This window comes from Tatumella ptyseos ATCC 33301 (assembly GCF_000735525.1).
Lineage (GTDB): Bacteria > Pseudomonadota > Gammaproteobacteria > Enterobacterales > Enterobacteriaceae > Tatumella > Tatumella ptyseos.
The window spans coordinates 59101-77022 of record NZ_JMPR01000035.1 but is presented as its reverse complement, the minus strand read 5'-3'; the positions used below and the strand labels follow the sequence as shown (position 1 = coordinate 77022).

Below are 17922 nucleotides of genomic sequence, written 5' to 3'. Positions count from 1 at the left end.
TTGCGGGGCATTCACTGCCCCGCGCCGGCCCAAACGTCAGAAATCCCTATTCACAACCTGAGTTTCAGAACGTGTAACTGATCCCCGTCCAAACCATTGCCTGACCGGATTTCGCCACCATCGGACTGTCTTTCACTTCGCTGCCGAACCACTGATAACGTCCGCCGACCCCTAACTGCCAGCGTTTGGTCAGCGGATAACTGGCGCTGATTTCCACATACGGAAGCCAGCTGTCCCCGGCATGGTAGGAAGATATTCCGCTGCGACGTGATTCCGCCGATGACACCCCGTAGTAGTAATCCGTCTGATGGCTGCTGTTCCAGCTCAACCCGGCCCCGGGGTTAAGTGAAATTCCGTCCAGCATTAGCGGATAATGCCAGTTGGTATTCCAGACAATACCGTTACTCTGGTCCAATACATCACCCACCAGCGAGGTTTTCAGCACCCCCCAGTCAGCAATATGTTGCCATTGTCCGCCGGCCATCAGGGTCAGATGGCGTTTATCCAGTTGCTTCATGGCCGATGAGTCGGTTCGTTTCGGATCGTACTCCTGTCCCGAACTGGTGATGATCAGTGATAACTGGTTCTGCGGATTTTTCCACAGAAAGTACCCCCCCTGCAGTCCGGAAACGAAGAAATTCGCATCTTCGTAATTCACCAGAGGGAACGGATAATAGCGTTCTTTACCCCCCTGATAAGGCGATTGCACATACAATGCGCCTGCGCCGACCGTCAGCGGGGAGCCTGCCGCGAAGACTCCGGAGGAGAAACAGACAGCCGCCAGAGTGCTGAGAGACAAATATGATATTTTCAAACCAGAGGATCCTTAATTAAATGTTAGCTAACCGGTACCAGCGGTCATCTCCGCCGCGGGAAAGGAGAGAAGAATAAACGTAAATTCCTCTGAACGGTCAGCGATTCGTGCCCTCATCTCCCGCATACTACGGTTGATAAATGGCACGATAGTACAGTTTGTTATTGATATATCGCTAAATAGTGCAAAAAACCCTGTGTGAACTGAAAATTCCTGACTACAGTTAAATAATACGACTCTGTACAAAATTTGTAATGACAACCGGCCAGTCAATTATTTCTTAAACATCCCATTCTGGCATACGGGTTGCAGTATCAGCCAGTGAGTCGTCTTTCCCGGAGCAAATCCTGTCATCATTCTGCTCCTTTACCTGTGCTAAAAATAAAAGGACGGGCATCGCTATGAATATATTCGATCATTATCGCCAGCGTTATGAAGCGGCCAAAGACGAAGAGTTCACACTGCAGGAATTTTTATCCATTTGTAAAAAGGATCGCAGTGCTTACGCCAATGCCGCAGAACGACTGCTGACCGCCATCGGACAACCCGTCATGGTGGATACCGCTCAGGACCCCAGGCTTTCCCGTATTTTTTCGAACAGAGTGGTTCCCCGCTACCCTGCTTTTGAAGAGTTCTATGGGATGGAAGAGGCTATCGAGCAGATCGTCTCTTACCTGAAACATGCAGCTCAGGGGCTGGAAGAAAAGAAACAAATTCTTTACCTGCTCGGGCCGGTCGGCGGGGGAAAATCCTCACTGGCAGAGCGTCTGAAAGCGCTGGTTCAGCGGGTCCCCATCTATGTTCTGACCGCTGACGGTGAACGCAGCCCGGTTAACGATCACCCGCTATGCCTGTTTAACCCCGCCGAGGATGCCGGTATCCTGGCTCAGGAATATGGTGTTCCGCGCCGTTACCTGGGAACGATTATGTCTCCGTGGGCGGCAAAACGCCTGCATGAATTTGGCGGAGATATTTCCAGGTTCAGGGTCGTCAAGGTCTGGCCATCCATCCTTGAGCAACTGGCTATCGCGAAAACGGAACCGGGGGATGAAAACAACCAGGATATTTCAGCCCTGGTGGGGAAAGTGGATATTCGTAAACTGGAGCATTTCGCTCAGAATGATCCGGATGCCTATAGCTACTCCGGGGCATTGTGCCGCGCTAACCAGGGGGTGATGGAATTTGTTGAGATGTTCAAAGCACCGATCAAAGTCCTCCACCCGCTACTGACCGCGACCCAGGAAGGGAATTATAACGGTACCGAAGGTATTTCAGCCCTGCCTTTTAACGGCATTATTCTTGCCCACTCTAATGAATCTGAATGGGTACAGTTCCGAAATAATAAAAGCAACGAAGCGTTTCTCGACCGTGTTTACATCGTGAAAGTCCCTTACTGCCTGCGGGTCTCTGAAGAGATTAAGATCTACAAAAAACTGTTAGATAACAGTGAACTGACCGAAGCCTCTTGCGCGCCGGGTACCCTTGAAACTCTGGCCCGCTTTATCATCCTGTCCCGGCTGAAGTCACCGGAAAACTCAAGCATATTCTCAAAAATGCGGGTCTATGACGGAGAGAGCCTGAAAGATACCGATCCTAAGGCAAAATCCTGGCAGGAGTATCACGATTATGCCGGCGTCGATGAAGGAATGAACGGTCTTTCGACACGTTTTGCCTTCAAAATACTCTCCAGGGTCTTTAACTTCGATCATTCTGAGGTTGCCGCAAACCCGGTTCACCTGTTCTATGTTCTCGAACAGCAGATAGAGCGGGAGCAATTTCCACAGGAAGTGGCCGATAAATATCTGGAGTTCCTGAAGGGCTACCTGATCCCTAAATATGCGGAATTTATCGGCAAAGAAATACAGACGGCCTATCTTGAGTCCTATTCCGAGTATGGACAAAATATTTTTGACCGTTACGTGACTTATGCTGATTTCTGGATCCAGGATCAGGAATACCGTGACCCGGATACCGGTCAGTTGTTTGATCGCGGCTCCCTGAACGCTGAGCTGGAGAAAATTGAGAAGCCGGCGGGGATCAGTAACCCGAAAGACTTCCGTAATGAAATAGTGAATTTTGTGCTACGTGCCAGGGCTCAGAACAGTGGCCATAACCCGAACTGGACCAGCTATGAAAAATTGCGCACCGTCATTGAGAAGAAAATGTTCTCAAATACCGAAGAACTGTTGCCGGTGATTTCGTTCAATACCAAGACCTCCACCGATGAACAGAAAAAACATGATGACTTTGTGGATCGTATGATGGAGAAAGGCTACACCCGTAAACAGGTACGTCTGCTTTGCGAATGGTACCTCAGAGTGCGTAAGTCTTCCTGAACACATTTCCGGGCGGCAGACGTTTGCCGCCCTCCCGTTTCTCGTTGATGTCCGGGAGTCAGTTATGTCTTATTTTATCGATCGGCGACTCAACGGTAAAAATAAAAGCGCGGTGAACCGGCAGCGCTTTTTACGTCGTTATAAATCGCAAATAAAAAAATCTCTGGCTGATGCCATCAACAAACGCTCAGTCACCGATACCGGCAGCGGTGGATCCGTTTCCATCCCTATTGATGATATCCATGAGCCGTCCTTTCATCAGGGCGGCGGCGGTGAGCGTACCCGGGTCCATCCCGGCAATGATCAGTTTATTACCCATGACCGTATCGAACGTAACCCTGGCGGTGGCGGCTCAGGATCCGGTCAGGGTAAAGCCAGTCAGCAGGGAGAAGGTGAAGACAGTTTCAGCTTTTCAATTTCAAAAGATGAATATCTTGATCTCCTGTTTGACGACCTGGCCCTGCCTGATTTGCAGAAAAATAACCAGAACCGCTTAACCGAATATAAAGTTCACCGTGCGGGTTACAGTGCGAATGGGGTGCCTTCTAATATCAGTGTCGTGCGCTCATTACAAAACTCGCTGGCCCGGCGCACTGCGATGACGGCGGGTAAACGCCGGCGATTGGCTGAATGCGAGCAGGCACTGAGCGAACTTCGTCACCAGGAACCGGCACAACTCCGGGAAGAGGAACGGCTGGAGCATGAAATCGCTGAACTGAAAGCCAGCATCGCCCGTGTTCCGTTTATTGATACTTTCGATTTACGCTATAAGAACTTCGAAAAGCGGGCAGAACCTTCCAGCCAGGCAGTGATGTTCTGCCTGATGGATGTTTCCGGCTCGATGGATCAGCCGACGAAAGAGATGGCGAAACGGTTTTATATTCTGTTGTATTTATTTCTGAGCCGTAACTATGAAAACGTTGAGGTGGTTTATATTCGCCACCACACGCAGGCAAAAGAAGTGGATGAGCATGAATTTTTCTATTCCCAGGAAACCGGGGGGACCATTGTCTCCAGTGCGCTGAAACTGATGAATGAGGTCATCAGGGAACGCTACGACCCGCAACAGTGGAATATTTATGCCGCACAGGCCTCTGACGGTGATAACTGGGCTGACGATTCTCCTCTCTGTAAGGAATTGCTGGCCTCTGAGCTGCTGCCTGTGATGCGTTATTACAGTTATATCGAAATCACCCGCCGGGCCCCTCAGACATTGTGGCGTGAATATGAGCAGTTGCAAAAACGCTTTGAAAATTTCGCCATACAGCAAATCCGTGAACAGGAAGATATTTACCCGGTGTTCCGTGAATTATTCCGGCGCCAGACGGCCGGTAACTGAGTTCGTCTCCCGGATCGGCCCTTGCTGTCCGGGAAACACACCCGCCCGTTTTAGCGACTGCCACGAAACTCCTGTTCTTTTTTTCTGTTTACGGGTGTTATTTTTCTGCCGATAACCTTAGACGATGCATCCGGATAACGTATTCGTTTATAATACCACTGCAGCATCAGAGAACCGCTGATACTGCTTATAACGCCTGTAAAAATCCCCTGGTCTGCAGGCCAGCGGTTATCCGTTTCCGGGAGCGTTTCATGAAAATTGGCTATTTATTTCCGATCGCAATTATTATTGCCGGTGTGGGATTACTGACCTGGTTCGTTGCCAGCGGCGCATGGATGCCGGGGCAATAAACACAGAAAGAAATACCGTGGTTTACTGCGCTGTCGGGGGTGTGGTTTATCGTTGATAACCCGCGCGTTGGTAAGTCTGTTTGTCACTGAAGGTGCCGGACTTATCCGATAAGCCACCCCGTTTATGATTTCCGGCCCGATTCAGGGATCCTGCAGAGTTTCATCTCTGCCACATTATTTATCTTCAGGGAGCAGTTATATTGGATTCCGGCATGATTTACAGTCTCTTTGTTATTGGCTCAGTGCTGGTAGCGTCAAGTATTATACTCAGTGCCTTTTCATCGAAACTGGGTATTCCTATCCTGGTGATTTTCCTCGCGCTGGGCATGCTGGCCGGAGAAGATGGCATTGGTGGGATTGTATTTAATAACTACCCCGCCGCCTATCTGGTCTCTAACCTGGCACTGGCGGTTATCCTGCTGGACGGGGGAATGCGCACCCGTGTCGCATCGCTGAAAGTCGCGCTCCGGCCTTCCCTGTCCCTCGCCACTATTGGTGTGTTAATCACCGCCGGGCTGACCGGGCTGATGGCCGCCTGGTTATTTCATCTCGACCTGATGCAAGGGTTCCTGATAGGTGCCATTATCGGCTCCACCGATGCCGCGGCCGTGTTTTCACTGCTGGGAGGGAAAGGCCTGAACGAAAGGGTCAGTGCCACGCTGGAAATCGAGTCCGGCAGTAATGACCCGATGGCCGTGTTTTTAACCATAACTCTGATAGAGATGATCCAGAAAGGACAAACCGGTCTGAGCATGATGTTTCTGGTGCACCTGGTCCGGGAATTCGGGCTGGGTATTGTACTGGGGATCGGTGGCGGCTTTGCCCTTCAGCAGCTTATTAACCGCATTACCTTACCGCCGGGTCTCTATCCTTTACTGGCCGTCAGCGGCGGGATCCTCGTTTTTGCGCTGACCACATTGATGGAAGGCAGCGGTATTCTGGCGGTTTACCTGTGCGGTTGCTGGCTGGGAAATACACCGATCCGTAACCGTAACGGAATTCTGCAAACGTTTGACGGAATGGCCTGGCTAAGCCAAATCGGCATGTTTATTGTCCTCGGGCTGTTAGTGGTACCGACAGATTTGTGGCAAATTGCGTTCCCCGCGATGATGCTCTCTCTGTGGCTTATTTTTGTCGCCCGGCCGCTGTCTGTGTTTGCCGGGCTGTTACCTTTTAAAAACTTCACCCTGAGAGAACGTTTTTTTATCAGCTGGGTAGGCTTACGGGGAGCCGTCCCGATTATCCTTGCGGTTTTCCCGATGATGGCCGGACTTGATAATGCTAAGCTTTACTTCGATATTGCCTTCTTTGTGGTACTGGTCTCTCTGATGCTGCAAGGAACCTCCCTGACCAAAGCAGCAAAGCTTGCCAGAGTTGTGGTACCACCGACCGCAGAGCCTATTCAGCGTATCGGGCTGGACATCCATCCGGATACGCAATGGGAAGAGTTTGTCTATCAGCTCAGCGCGGACAAATGGTGTATTGGTGCGGCACTGAGAGAACTTGAAATGCCGGCGGATACCCGTATTGCGGCACTGTTCCGCGGTAATGTGCTGATGCATCCGTCAGGGTCAACCCGCTTGCAGGAAGATGACATCCTCTGTGTGATCGGCCGGGAAAAAGATTTGCCGGCATTAGGTAAAATGTTCAGTCAAAGTCCGCCCTCTTCACTGGAGCAACGTTTTTTTGGCGATTTTATTCTGGATGCCAGCACAGACCTTTATGATATTGCTCAGGTGTACGGACTGGAACTCGACCCCGACGTCCGGGCACATCAGCCACTGTCCCGACTGATTGTTCAGCAATTAGGCGGAACGCCGGTCATCGGTGATCAGCTCGAATGGATGAATATCACCTGGACTATTGCTGAAAAAGAAGGCAACGATATCCTCAAAGTCGGCGTAAGAATGAGCGGGGAAGCTTCCTGACCCCGGCCGGAAGGAGCAGCTCCGTTGCCTTGCAGCGGAGTCTGCGTCTGCTGTTAATACTGTCCCTTCACGGTCAGACATAAAATTATTATTTATCACTATTCGTTACCGCGGAAACAGGGTAATCTTGTCCGCTTTTTTCAGGTCACCTGCTTATTTATGAATAAATACACTCTGTTACTGCTGAGCCTGGTCCTGCTAGCCCCGCTGGGCATAGACCTGTATCTGCCCACACTGCCACAGGTTGCCTCCGGGTTACATACCCCGGTGAGTAATATTCAGTCTACCATTCCCTTGTTCTTACTGGTGATGGGACTGGGTCAGTTAATCACCGGGCCGCTGGTAGATAACTTCGGCCGCAAACCCGTCGCCCTCGCCGGATTAGGCCTTTACGCCGCTGGCAGCCTGACCGCTGCACTCGCCGACCACTGGCCGGTATTTCTGGCCGCACGGATCATCCAGGGCTGTGCTGTCTGCTGTACGGCTGTGGTTGCGTTCAGTGGAGTCCGTGATCGTCTCAGCGGTGACGAAGCCGCGAAAACTTTCGGCTTTCTTAATGGCGCGCTGAATATCGTTCCTGCGCTTGCGCCTTTACTGGGGGGGACGCTGGCAGAATTCTGGGGATGGCGTGCACCGTTTAGCTTCCTTTGCCTGTATGCGGTCATGATTGGGGTGGTCATCCTGCTGTTCCTGCCGGAAACACGCCCAAAAGAGACGCTAAAAGTCCCCTTTTTTCCGTTAAAGCAGTATGCGTCTATTCTTTCTGACGTACGGTTTGTCTGCTTTGCTCTGGCAAATGCAGGGGCGCTGGGAATGGTTCTGACCTATGTGTCACTCGCACCGCTGGTTCTGATGGAGCAAGCGGGCCTGTCATCGTTTGCTTTTGCACTGGCCTTCGGAGCCAACGGTTTGTGGATCATGCTGGTCAGCAGTGTTGTCAGTTACGTCATCCGTAAAGCCGGTCGTCCCTTCTGCCTGTTCTTTGGCGGTATATGCATGCTGATTGCTGCCTGTCTTCTGAGCAGTGAAGCCGTACTGTTCAGCACAGCCCTTCAGCAACACTGGCTGAGTTATATGTTGCCGGTCGCACTCGCCGTTGCGGGTCTGGCGTTTATTATCGGCCCGGCCACCAGCTATGCGCTGGAACCTTACCAGCAACAGGCGGGTATGGCATCGGCGTTGCAGGGGTTCTTCCAGATGGCAGGCGGAGCCGGTGGCAGCCTGTGCATGCTGGCCCTGCCCCTGACACCTCAGCATGCGCTTTCCCTTATGATGTTAATCGGCGCGGTACTGGCCTTTATCGCCTGGCGCTGTAGCCACTCTGTAAAAGGTACCCTGACCGAGCTGTAATGGTCAGGGCCTTCTGTTAATCCCCGGGCGTTCAGCCGCAAGCCCGGGGATTAACAGAATACAGCCTCCCGCACACCGGGGAGGCTGTCAGAGAATTAAAGAGTGCGGAAGGGTACCCGGGGGGCGACGGCACACATAAGCTCATACCCTACGGTATCAGAGGCCGCGGCCACATCATCAATATGCACCTGCTCTCCCCACAGTTCGACCTTAGAGCCAATCTGTGCCTGAGGACAGGGAGTAAGATCCACCATAATCATATCCATCGAGACGCGGCCAACGGTACGGGTCAGAATACCGTCTACCGCCACCGGAGTACCGGTAGGTGCATGACGCGGGTAACCATCGGCATAACCACACGCCACCACGCCAATCCGCTGCGCACTTTCAGCCTGATAACGGTAACCGTACCCGACGCCTTGCCCCGGTTGTAACTGCTGGATACCGATGATCTCACTGTGCAACTGCATGACCGGCTGCAGTCCGGTATCGGCGATATCCTGCCACCGGCCCGAAGGTGATGCGCCGTAGAGGATAATGCCTGGCCGGACCCACTGATGGTGTGTCTGCGGGTGCCATAATGTCGCCGCCGAGTTCGCGAAACAGCGCGACACTTCCATGCCCTCAGCCGCGACATCCAGCAAAGCCACCGGCTCTGTCACGCCGTCCGACTCTTCACCGCGGGCGAAGTGTGTCATCAGAGTCATTTCGCCCACATTTGGCAACGCAGCCAACCGGTGCCAGACATCCTTAAGTTGCTCCGGGCGAAAGCCCAGACGATTCATGCCGCTGTTAATTTTGACATAGATATTCAGCGGCGCGGATAACCGGGCGTTTGCCAGAGCTTCAATCTGCCACTCACTGTGTACGCTGGTCGTCAGACGATAGCGATCCAGCAAGGCCAGATCCTGTGCCTTAAAAAAACCTTCCAGTAACAAAATAGGTTTTTTCCAACCCTGTTCACGGAGAAGTATGGCTTCTTCATAGTTCAGCAGCGCAAAACCGTCTGCAGAACTCAGGGCCTCATAACACCGGGAAATACCGTGCCCGTAGGCATTTGCTTTAACTACTGTCCAGATTTTTGAATCCGGCACTTTTTTTCTGATAATCGCTAAATTCTGCTCTAACGCCTGCTGATTTACCGTGGCGAAAATCGGTCGGGACATCTCACTCTCCTGAAACGTTAACTGACAGCTTTAATACCGGATAATGATGACCGGCGATCAAAACCCGGTAAGTAGCGCATCACCGACAAATCATCAGCCGCAATATCCGGCGTATTACCGGAAATAATATCGGCAATCAGTTTTCCGGAACCACATGCCATCGTCCATCCCAGTGTGCCATGCCCGGTGTTCAGGTACAGATTCGTCAGCGGTGTACGGCCAACGATCGGGGTACCATCCGGGGTCATCGGGCGCAAACCGGTCCAGAATGTTGCCTGTTCAACAAACCCGCCTTCAGGATAGAGATCCCTGACGACCATCTCCAGTGTTTCTCTGCGAGCCGGTAACAGTTTGGTGTTAAAACCAACAATCTCTGCCATACCTCCGACCCGGATGCGGTTATCGAATCGTGTTACTGCAACTTTATAGGTTTCATCAAGGATGGTGGATTCAGGTGCACCGTCCGCGTTTTTTACCGGGATGGTCAGGGAATAGCCTTTCAGTGGATAAACCGGCACCGGAACGATATCTTTCAGCAGTGCGGTTGAATAAGAGCCACAGGCCACAATATAACGGTCAGCGGTCAGGGTTTCCGCACCGCATTTCACTCCGCTAATGCTGTTTCCGTCACGCAGTAACTGATCGACAGCCACATTATAACGGAAGGTGACTCCGGCTTCTTCGGCCATGGCGGCCAACCGCCGGGTGAATAACTGACAATCCCCGGTTTCATCGTTCGGTAACTGCAAACCGCCGGTCAGTTTATGCTGAGTGGCTGCCAGCGCCGGTTCGATGCTATGAAGCTCAGCGGATTTGAGTAAACGGTAAGGAACACCCGCTTCCTCCAGCACTTTAATATCCTTAGAGGCATTCTCATACTGCTGTTCGGTACGGAATAACTGCAGGGTTCCTCCCTGACGGCCCTCGTAAAGGATACCCGTCGTCGCCCGCAAATCTTTCAGGCAATCCCTGCTGTACTCCGCAATCCGCACCATACGGCTTTTGTTTTCCTGGTAATGTGGCAGGGTGCAGTTTTTCAGCATTTCCCACATCCATTGCAGCTGAAAAGTTGTCCCGTCCGGACGGATCGACAGGGGTGAATGTTTCTGGAACATCCATTTTACGGCCTTCAGGGGAATACCTGGCGCTGCCCAGGGCGAGGCGTAACCCGGGGAGATTTGACCGGCATTCCCGGCACTGGTCTCTTCTGCCGGCCCGCTACTGCGATCGATGACCGTGACTTCATGCCCTGCCTGCGCCAGATACCAGGCACTCGTTACTCCTACAACACCACTTCCCAGAATCAAAACCTTCATACCACCCCCGTAGCATAATAAACCTGATAAAGACCTTCAGAGTAGTGTTATCAACTAACACGACCCATATGACCCGATTCAGGCTATTTCACCTTTTTTTTACTTTCCTGGTAACTAAAATCAGCACTAAAGTGAATATTCAGTAGTTAAATCGGTTTAATATTAAAAATTAGTAGTTAATTATGCGGATATGCGCTTTAAGAAAGGTTGTCAGAATTTTTAAATGTTGCCATAAAATTACCTTATATACAGGATATTATCCTGTTTTGTTGCTCAAAATTTATCTTTCAGGCACAAAAATAGCCCGTAACATAATTCAGCCTTTTTTTGTCGCCCTTTTCTGCCGCCAGGGTTACTGCCCCGCAAAAGTATCGACTATCCTTAAAAAGTACCTGACAGGTACGCAAACGTTTCTTTTATCAGGATGATGATGCCGGTTCGCCGGAAGATAATTCGCTGCAGAAAGACGAGGTGTGCTATGACAACCTTTTTTGACCGGCCTGTCCTGCGGCCTGAGCGCCTGAGTGATGGTCCGGACTGGACGTTTGATTTGCTGGAACAATACCTGTCTGAGATTGACAGAGTCGCTAAGCATTACCGGCTGGACACCTATCCCCATCAGATTGAAGTCATTACCTCAGAACAAATGATGGATGCCTACTCCAGCATCGGTATGCCTATCAATTATACCCATTGGTCTTTCGGTAAAAAATTTATAGAAACCGAGCAACTCTACAAACACGGCCAACAAGGACTCGCCTACGAAATCGTCATCAATTCTAATCCGTGTATTGCGTATCTCATGGAAGAAAATACCATGACGATGCAGGCTCTGGTGATGGCCCATGCCTGCTATGGTCATAACTCTTTTTTCAAAAATAACTACCTGTTCCGCAGCTGGACAGATGCCGGGTCTATCGTCGACTATCTGCTGTTTGCCAGAAATTACATTGCGGATTGCGAAGAAATATATGGCATTGAGAGCGTTGAACGTTTACTTGACTCCTGCCATGCCCTGATGAATTATGGTGTTGACCGCTATAAGCGCCCCCAAAAAATATCACTGCAGGAAGAGAAGGTGCGCCAGCAGAGCCGGGAAGCCTACCTGCAGAGCCAGATAAACACCCTGTGGCGCACTCTGCCACGTAAAGAAAAAGAGGCAGAAGAGACCTCTGCGCCCCGCTATCCGGCAGAGCCTCAGGAAAACCTGCTCTATTTCATGGAAAAAAATGCCCCGCTGCTTGAGCCCTGGCAGCGCGAGATCTTACGCATCGTCCGTAAAATCAGTCAGTATTTTTATCCTCAAAAACAGACCCAGGTCATGAACGAAGGCTGGGCAACCTTCTGGCACTATACCTTGCTGAACCATTTGTATGACGAAGGTAAAGTCAGTGACCGGTTTATGCTCGAATTTTTGCATAATCATACCAATGTCGTCGCGCAACCCCCCTATAACAGCCAGTGGTATAGCGGGATTAATCCTTATGCGCTGGGGTTTGCAATGTTTCAGGATATCCGGCGTATCTGTGAGCAGCCCACAGAAGAAGATAAGCGCTGGTTTCCTGACATTGCCGGTAAAGACTGGCTGGAAACGCTGCATTTCGCCATGCGGGAATTTAAAGATGAAAGTTTTATCAGCCAGTTTCTGTCGCCCAAACTGATGCGGGATTTCCGCTTATTTGCGGTGGCCGATGATGACCGAAAAAATTATCTGGAAATTTCCGCTATCCACGACGACGAAGGGTATCGGTCAATCCGCCAGCAACTGTCGGCACAATATAATCTGAGCCTGCTGGAGCCCAATATTCAGGTATGGAATGTCGATTTACGCGGCGACAGATCATTGACTCTGCGCTATATACCGCAGAAAAGAGTGTCTCTGGCAGACACCCGGACAGAAGTCATGAAGCACATTCACCGCTTATGGGGTTTTGATGTTCTGCTGGAGCAGGAGAATGAGGACGGAAGTGTGGAACTGCTTGAGCGCTGCCCTTCCCGTGCGCCCCGTCAATAATGCCTGCGCCGGACTGACCGGCGCTGCGCGTTTACGATGCCTCTGCGGCGTTCTGTCGCATGGAGACCTGCAAGGCCTGCCAGATCTCCCCACTGCGCCGACCGTAATCACGAATAGTGTCTGCCACCTCTGATTTACTTACCCCGGCCAGGCTCAGTTCATAAAGTTTATGATAAAAGCTGTATGCCAGCTGACGAGCCTCATCCAGTGAGAAGTATTGTCGCCCTGCCCGCGTAAACAAGCCTTTCAGGCCATTAATGATCAGACCATAGATAGGATTGCCGGAGGCGAAAGCAAGCCCCTGGAAAAGCCGGTAATCAATATCGGTATACTCTGCGCTGCCGGCTACCGCATTTAGCGCTTCAGTAAGTACCTGTTGAGCCTGCAAAGGGTTATGTGTCAAAGCCCGGCTGATAAAAATACTCGCAATACTGGTACGAACCGCAAAAAGATTATCGATCATCTGCGGGACACTTTCATGGTCCAGATGCGCCAGCGTCTCAAGAAGATTCAGACCGGAGGTTTCCCAGAAGTTATTCACCTGCGTCGGTTTCCCATGGCGGATAGTCAGCCAGCCATCCCGGGATAAACGCTGCAGAACTTCGCGAAGCGTCGTCCTTGTCACACCGATAAGTTCGGATAATTCGCGTTCAGCAGGCAAATAGGTTCCCGGGGGAAAACGACTGTTCCAGATGCTTTCGATAATATACTCTTCAGCAAATCCTGCAGGAGTCTGTGCCTTGATGACCATAACGTTTCTTTCTCTTAACCTGACATGCCTTTGACGAAAAAAGTATCATAGCAAAAGCCTGTTCAGCGTTATAGCACCCGGATAACTAAAACGGGATCAGCATCAATCAATTAATTAACAACGTATTAAATTCTTCAGCAGCGGCCAGTCAGAAAAAGTGATCGTCCTCTGACATATTTTGTTGATAATATTCTCCGACAGAGATGGCATATAACGTGTTTTTGTTTACACTTCCTGACGTCGGGATTAAATAAGGAAAACAGTATGTTAGTAATGTTAAATCGCTGTTCCAGAGGCCGGGGCGCCTGGCTGCTTCTGGCTCTGACAGCGCTGGCACTTGAACTCACCGCACTCTGGTTCCAGCATGTCATGGGTCTGAGGCCCTGCGTGATGTGTATTTATGAGCGCTGTGCATTATTGGGCGTGCTACTGGCCGGAGTTGTGGGGGCTATCGCGCCGGCAACCCCGTTGCGCTTTGCCGGGATCATTTTCTGGCTGGTCAGTGCCACGGAAGGACTCAGGTTATCCTGGGAACACACGATGCTACAGATCCATCCGCCGCTGTTCGCAACCTGTGACTTTAAAGCCCGTTTTCCTTCCTGGCTGCCGCTGGACCAGTGGGTCCCCGGAATGTTCGTCGCCAATGGTAACTGTCTGGATCGCAGCTGGACGCTTTTCAACCTCAGCATGCCTGAGTGGCTGGTTGGCGTGTTCGCCGCCTATCTGCTGGTCGCTGTTGTGGTGTTAATTGCCCAGATAAGCCTGTTCAAAAGGAAGTAAGCCGGTCCGCATGTCCCGGCCAGGATGGGTTACCCTTAGCAGCCCCGGTCGGGACGTTCGATGATATGATCTTCCCAGTTCTGCACTTCACTTTCCCGCACGGCAATATATCTGACCGAGATACGGTTCGCATGCATCTCTTTCGCAGACCCGGTGCGCAGCGGATGCCAGGCAGGCAAGGGTTTGCCTTCAGCCAGTAAACGGTACCCGCACGTCCGGGGGAGCCAGGAGAATGTCGGCAGGTTTTCGCGCGTCAGCTTGATGCAATCGGGTTCATACTCGAAGCGGTTTTCATAGTGCCTGCAACGACAGCTTTTGATGTTCAGCAAATTACAGGCCACGTTGGTGAAGTAAATTTCATCCGTATCCGCGTCCTGTAATTTATTCAGACAACACTGTCCGCAGCCATCACAGACGGATTCCCACTCCTCATCGGTCATCTCTTCAAGGCGCCTGGTTTCCCAGAACGGGGCATTTGTCGTCATTAGCAATTTCTCTTTATCCGTTTCAGGCGCCCGTTATAAAGAGTCATCGCCCGATATGCAAGCCCTATGCGACCCGTGTGGTAATCGCATGGCCGGCAAAAGAGACGGTTAACGCATCTCCGGCATTCAACGGCCCGACCCCTTCAGGGGTGCCGGTGAGAATAATATCGCCGGGACGGAGGGTAAAGAAACGGGACATATAGGCTATCAGCGGCACTATCTTATGGATCATATCGCGGGTATTCCCTGACTGACGGATTTCCCCATTGACCTCCAGTTGCAGCGTGGTGTTTTGCGGGTCGCTGCTGAATTCTGCCGCCGGCACAAACCCCGAAACAGGACAGGAATTATCAAACCCTTTTGATTTTTCCCACGGCTGCCCTTTCTTTTTGAGTCCCGCCTGCACCGAACGCAAGGTCAAATCCAGCGCAACGCCGTAACCTGCAATTGCCGGTAAGACCTGTGCTTCGCTTGCCTGTTGTAAGGTACTGCCTATCAGTACTGCCAGCTCGGTTTCATGGTGGATTTCGCCAAAACCGGTAAGCAGATGCAGCGGCTGTCGTAAATCACAGAGTGCCGTTTCAGGTTTAATAAAGACGACCGGCTCTTCGGGGGTAATACTGCCCATTTCACTGATATGTTTCGCGTAATTACTGCCAACGCAAACCACTTTACCTGCGGGCAGCTCCAGTAATTCTCCCTGCCAGTTCCGATGCTGATACATGTCGAGCCCTCGTTACAAAAAGTGAACAATTAGCGAACCATAATTATCAGGAAACTGCAGAAAAGAAAATAGTTCCCCTCCGGCTGAGCACATCTTCTGCGGGGAAACAGGTAACAAATTCTTACCCCGGATTAACGTTAACGGAAACCGGCTGCCGGGTTAAAGATAAAATGAGAGGTGTGGCAATGAGGTTCTGACCAGAAAATGTGAAACGGGATGTATTGAACATCCCGGAAATAATACTGGTTATAATTACAGAGTAATCTTAATAATTAATTTTTTGCAGAAGCCAGATGTGTTTTAAGTAAGTTTTCGACCGGTGGTGGTACCTGTAAATAATAGCCTTTTTCCTGCAATTCCTGCTTCACTTTATTGATATCGGCACTGCCTAATTTTTCCCGCCCGGCCAGGGATAGCACCATAGCCAGCACTGGTTTGCCAAAACCTTTCAGAAGCTCTTCAGGGACACGGGAGAAATCATCTTTTTTTTCAATATACAGATAGGTCTGGTCCCGTAATGAACTTCTGTAGATGGCACATAACATATTTTTCTCCGAATTAATCTCTGTGGTGACTTGCCCTGATAATAGTGTAACTATAACATGACAAGAGTCATTCGAATATTGAACCTTCTGGGCCAATGGCGGATATTTAAACGCCTGTTCAGAAATGAAACTGTAAAAACAGGACTGGTCAGGACAGATGTCGCAAACGCCAATTGAACTTAAAGGAAGCAGTTTTACTTTATCTGTTGTACATCTTCACCACACACAGCCCGAAGTGATCCGTCAGGCGATTCTGGAAAAAATTGATCAGGCACCGGCGTTTCTTAAAAATGCCCCGGTTGTTCTGAATATTTCCTCGTTATCCGCGGACGTGAACTGGCCGAAAATCCAGTCAGCGATCACCTCGACCGGCTTGCGTATTATGGGTGTCAGCGGTTGTAAAGATGAACAGCTAAAGCAACTGATTCAGGCTGCAGGTCTGCCGGTACTGACCGAGGGAAAAGACTTACGTAAAACCCGTGACAGTGAACCGTTACCTGCCCCGGCAGAGCCACCGGTGACAGCACCGCCTGTGGTGACAGAGGGAGAGACGTTCGCCCGTACGCGGATCGTCAATACTCCGGTACGTTCGGGTCAGCAAATTTATGCTAAAAATGCGGACCTGATCGTCACCAGCAGTGTCAGTGCCGGTGCCGAACTTGTCGCGGATGGTAATATTCATATCTACGGAATGATGCGGGGCCGCGCCCTGGCAGGAGCCAGTGGTGAGCAGAGCGCCGAAATTTTTTGTACCCATTTAGCGGCAGAACTGGTGTCCATTGCCGGTGAATACTGGATTATGGATCAGATCCCGTCAGAATATTCCGGACAAGCGGCACGCTTGTCGTTAACTGACGGTGTACTGTCGATTAAGACACTCAATTAGACCCCTTTTCTATTGTTAAGGAAATCATCATATATGGCACGCATTATTGTAGTTACATCGGGCAAAGGGGGCGTTGGCAAGACCACGTCAAGCGCGGCCATCGCTACCGGTTTAGCGCAGAAAGGGAAAAAAACCGTCGTTATCGATTTCGATATCGGTCTGCGTAATCTGGACCTGATCATGGGATGCGAACGGCGGGTTGTCTATGACTTTGTCAATGTTATCCAGGGTGATGCCACGCTGAATCAGGCATTGATTAAAGACAAACGTACCGAAAACCTGTTTATCTTGCCGGCTTCGCAGACCCGCGATAAAGATGCGCTCACCTACGAAGGTGTGGAGAAAGTCCTGAACGAACTTTCCGACCTTGATTTCGACTTTGTGGTTTGTGACTCCCCTGCCGGTATCGAAACCGGGGCGCTGATGGCACTCTATTTCGCCGATGAAGCTATCATTACCACCAACCCTGAAGTCTCATCTGTCCGCGACTCTGACCGTATTCTCGGCATTATTGCCTCTAAGTCACGCCGTGCAGAAAAAGGTGAAACACCTATCAAAGAACACCTTCTGCTGACCCGTTACAACCCGGGCCGGGTCAGCCGTGGCGACATGTTAAGCATGGAAGATGTCCTGGAGATCCTGCGTATCCCTCTGGTGGGAGTGATCCCCGAAGACCAGTCAGTGCTGCGTGCTTCAAACCAGGGCGAACCTGTGATTCTGGATACTATTTCAGACGCAGGCAAAGCCTATGCTGATACCGTCGATCGCTTACTCGGTGAAGAACGTCCCTTCCGCTTTATTGAAGAAGAGAAGAAGGGTTTCCTAAAACGCCTGTTCGGGGGATAAGACATGGCATTACTTGATTTCTTTTTATCCCGGAAAAAACATACTGCAAACATTGCTAAAGAACGTCTGCAAATCATCGTCGCGGAACGACGTCGTGGAGACAGTGAACCCCATTATCTTCCGCAACTGAAACGCGATATTCTGGAAGTGATTTGTAAGTATGTGAAGATTGATCCGGAGATGGTTACCGTTCAGTTGGACCAGAAAGGGGAAGATATCTCGATTCTTGAGCTCAACGTGACGCTACCGGAAGCTGAAGAAGCCGCGAAATGAGGCCCTGCAACCGATAATG

General features: G+C 50.8%; 17 protein-coding genes. 10 read left to right on the top strand and 7 right to left on the bottom strand.

Annotated elements, in window-relative coordinates; genetic code table 11:
- Positions 1-64 precede the first annotated feature (64 nt).
- Complete coding sequence (locus GTPT_RS10190) at positions 65-814, bottom strand: MipA/OmpV family protein (RefSeq protein ID WP_241964815.1); 750 nt, start codon at positions 812-814, stop codon at positions 65-67.
- A 401-nt stretch (positions 815-1215) separates the two neighbouring features.
- Between GTPT_RS10190 and GTPT_RS10185 the strand changes: the two genes are divergently transcribed.
- The 5 genes from GTPT_RS10185 to GTPT_RS10170 all read left to right on the top strand — a co-directional run bounded on the left by GTPT_RS10185 (position 1216) and on the right by GTPT_RS10170 (position 8117).
- A complete protein-coding gene (locus GTPT_RS10185; protein ID WP_025903038.1) occupies positions 1216-3150 on the top strand; it encodes a PrkA family serine protein kinase in 1935 nt (644 codons plus the stop codon).
- Between the two features lie 64 nt (positions 3151-3214).
- Positions 3215-4489 carry a YeaH/YhbH family protein gene (locus tag GTPT_RS10180; RefSeq protein WP_029990336.1) on the top strand — a complete coding sequence of 425 codons (1275 nt, stop codon included), beginning with the start codon at positions 3215-3217 and terminating at the stop codon, positions 4487-4489.
- A gap of 251 nt (positions 4490-4740) precedes the next feature.
- Positions 4741-4839, top strand: coding sequence for a YoaK family small membrane protein (locus GTPT_RS17525; RefSeq protein ID WP_145959578.1), 99 nt, complete (start codon positions 4741-4743; stop codon positions 4837-4839).
- Between the two features lie 212 nt (positions 4840-5051).
- Positions 5052-6767, top strand: a complete 1716-nt coding sequence (locus GTPT_RS10175; protein ID WP_371190692.1) for a potassium/proton antiporter — start codon at positions 5052-5054, stop codon at positions 6765-6767.
- 159 nt (positions 6768-6926) lie between these two features.
- The gene (locus tag GTPT_RS10170) at positions 6927-8117 is read left to right on the top strand and encodes a multidrug effflux MFS transporter (RefSeq protein WP_025903035.1); all 1191 of its coding nucleotides are present in this window, start codon (positions 6927-6929) and stop codon (positions 8115-8117) included.
- A 95-nt stretch (positions 8118-8212) separates the two neighbouring features.
- Here GTPT_RS10170 and dadX read toward each other — a convergent pair whose 3' ends face one another.
- A complete protein-coding gene (gene dadX / locus GTPT_RS10165) occupies positions 8213-9283 on the bottom strand; it encodes a catabolic alanine racemase DadX (RefSeq protein ID WP_029990335.1) in 1071 nt (356 codons plus the stop codon).
- Between the two features lie 17 nt (positions 9284-9300).
- The gene (locus tag GTPT_RS10160; protein ID WP_025903033.1) at positions 9301-10599 is read right to left on the bottom strand and encodes a D-amino acid dehydrogenase; all 1299 of its coding nucleotides are present in this window, start codon (positions 10597-10599) and stop codon (positions 9301-9303) included.
- A 478-nt stretch (positions 10600-11077) separates the two neighbouring features.
- Here GTPT_RS10160 and GTPT_RS10155 point away from each other — a divergent pair, with 478 nt between their 5' ends.
- Positions 11078-12613, top strand: coding sequence for a SpoVR family protein (locus tag GTPT_RS10155; protein ID WP_029990334.1), 1536 nt, complete (start codon positions 11078-11080; stop codon positions 12611-12613).
- Between the two features lie 31 nt (positions 12614-12644).
- Here GTPT_RS10155 and fadR read toward each other — a convergent pair whose 3' ends face one another.
- Positions 12645-13364: a fatty acid metabolism transcriptional regulator FadR gene (gene fadR, locus GTPT_RS10150; protein ID WP_029990333.1), complete on the bottom strand. Its 720-nt coding sequence runs from the start codon at positions 13362-13364 to the stop codon at positions 12645-12647.
- A 264-nt stretch (positions 13365-13628) separates the two neighbouring features.
- Here fadR and dsbB point away from each other — a divergent pair, with 264 nt between their 5' ends.
- Positions 13629-14144, top strand: a complete 516-nt coding sequence (gene dsbB / locus GTPT_RS10145) for a disulfide bond formation protein DsbB (protein WP_029990332.1) — start codon at positions 13629-13631, stop codon at positions 14142-14144.
- Between the two features lie 35 nt (positions 14145-14179).
- Here the strand turns inward: dsbB and GTPT_RS10140 are convergent, their stop codons facing one another.
- From GTPT_RS10140 to GTPT_RS10130, 3 genes are all read right to left on the bottom strand, one after another.
- Positions 14180-14629 (bottom strand): YcgN family cysteine cluster protein, encoded by a 450-nt coding sequence (locus GTPT_RS10140; protein WP_025903029.1) that lies wholly within the window; start codon positions 14627-14629, stop codon positions 14180-14182.
- A gap of 64 nt (positions 14630-14693) precedes the next feature.
- Positions 14694-15353 (bottom strand): fumarylacetoacetate hydrolase family protein, encoded by a 660-nt coding sequence (locus GTPT_RS10135; protein WP_025903028.1) that lies wholly within the window; start codon positions 15351-15353, stop codon positions 14694-14696.
- Positions 15354-15625: 272 nt separating this feature from the next.
- Complete coding sequence (locus GTPT_RS10130) at positions 15626-15898, bottom strand: YcgL domain-containing protein (RefSeq protein WP_025903027.1); 273 nt, start codon at positions 15896-15898, stop codon at positions 15626-15628.
- A 157-nt stretch (positions 15899-16055) separates the two neighbouring features.
- On the opposite strand from GTPT_RS10130, the gene minC reads away from it, so the two are divergent.
- Genes minC through minE form a run of 3 tightly spaced genes read left to right on the top strand, consistent with a single transcriptional unit; the run spans position 16056 to position 17903 of the window.
- Positions 16056-16784, top strand: coding sequence for a septum site-determining protein MinC (gene minC, locus GTPT_RS10125; RefSeq protein WP_025903026.1), 729 nt, complete (start codon positions 16056-16058; stop codon positions 16782-16784).
- Between the two features lie 33 nt (positions 16785-16817).
- A complete protein-coding gene (gene minD, locus GTPT_RS10120) occupies positions 16818-17630 on the top strand; it encodes a septum site-determining protein MinD (protein WP_025903025.1) in 813 nt (270 codons plus the stop codon).
- Between the two features lie 3 nt (positions 17631-17633).
- On the top strand, positions 17634-17903 hold the full coding sequence (minE, locus tag GTPT_RS10115) for a cell division topological specificity factor MinE (RefSeq protein WP_025903024.1): 270 nt from the start codon (positions 17634-17636) through the stop codon (positions 17901-17903).
- Positions 17904-17922: the final 19 nt, after the last annotated feature.